General features: G+C 32.3%; 1 protein-coding gene. It reads right to left on the reverse strand.

What is annotated here, in order from left to right:
- On the reverse strand, positions 1-474 hold a 474-nt coding region (locus tag N1032_RS24980; RefSeq protein ID WP_259543255.1), incomplete at its 3' end, for a 3'-5' exonuclease.
- Positions 475-764: the final 290 nt, after the last annotated feature.

The raw sequence follows: 764 nt of genomic DNA on the forward strand, positions 1-764 counted from the left end.
TTGAGCATCACTTAATGCCCTATGGTCTTCTTTGTCTGCCAACTTATAATCAACAATTAATGAAGATAGTTTATATGTCGTCCTGTTTGGGAAAGTTTTTTTGAAAATCGTAATCGTATCAACCCAATCACTTTGATGATATTCAATCTTATTGTCATCCAATGCTTTCCTAATGAAACCCTTATCAAAATTAGCATTGTGGGCATAAATGTCATATCCACCACAAAATTCACTTAATTCCTTAAGAACATTTTTGAGATTTTTTCCTTTTGTGTTTAACAATTCACTAGTGATACCAGTAAGTTCGGTAATCTTTTCCGGCACTGGATTAGCAATCTTAATCAATTTGTCAAATGCTCCAACAACTTCCAAAGATACAGAATTAACTTTGATTGCTCCGATTTCAGTTATTTCTGCTTGCAATGGGTCAAGACCTGTAGTTTCAATGTCAAGAATAATAATGTTCTTTTCCAATATTGATTTAGGAATTCAGATATTTCGTTGCCCGACACTGAATTGAACAGCTTTTTCCGTTTCTTTTTTGAACTTTCCATTTTTAACTTTTTCAAATGTCAATCCATCAAATTTATCGTCATGCTCATACTTATCAAAGAATCACTTCGGAATTCTTCTAGCATCATATTTGATTATGTTTGTGTTTTTCATATCTTACAACATAAACCTTCAATTAAAGTCTATGTCCTGTATCCTTTCTAGTGTATATTTTTCTTTCTGAGCATCAAGAAGATTTTGGATCAACGGCA

This window comes from Herbiconiux daphne (assembly GCF_024979295.1).
Classification (GTDB): Bacteria; Actinomycetota; Actinomycetes; order Actinomycetales; family Microbacteriaceae; genus Herbiconiux; species Herbiconiux daphnes.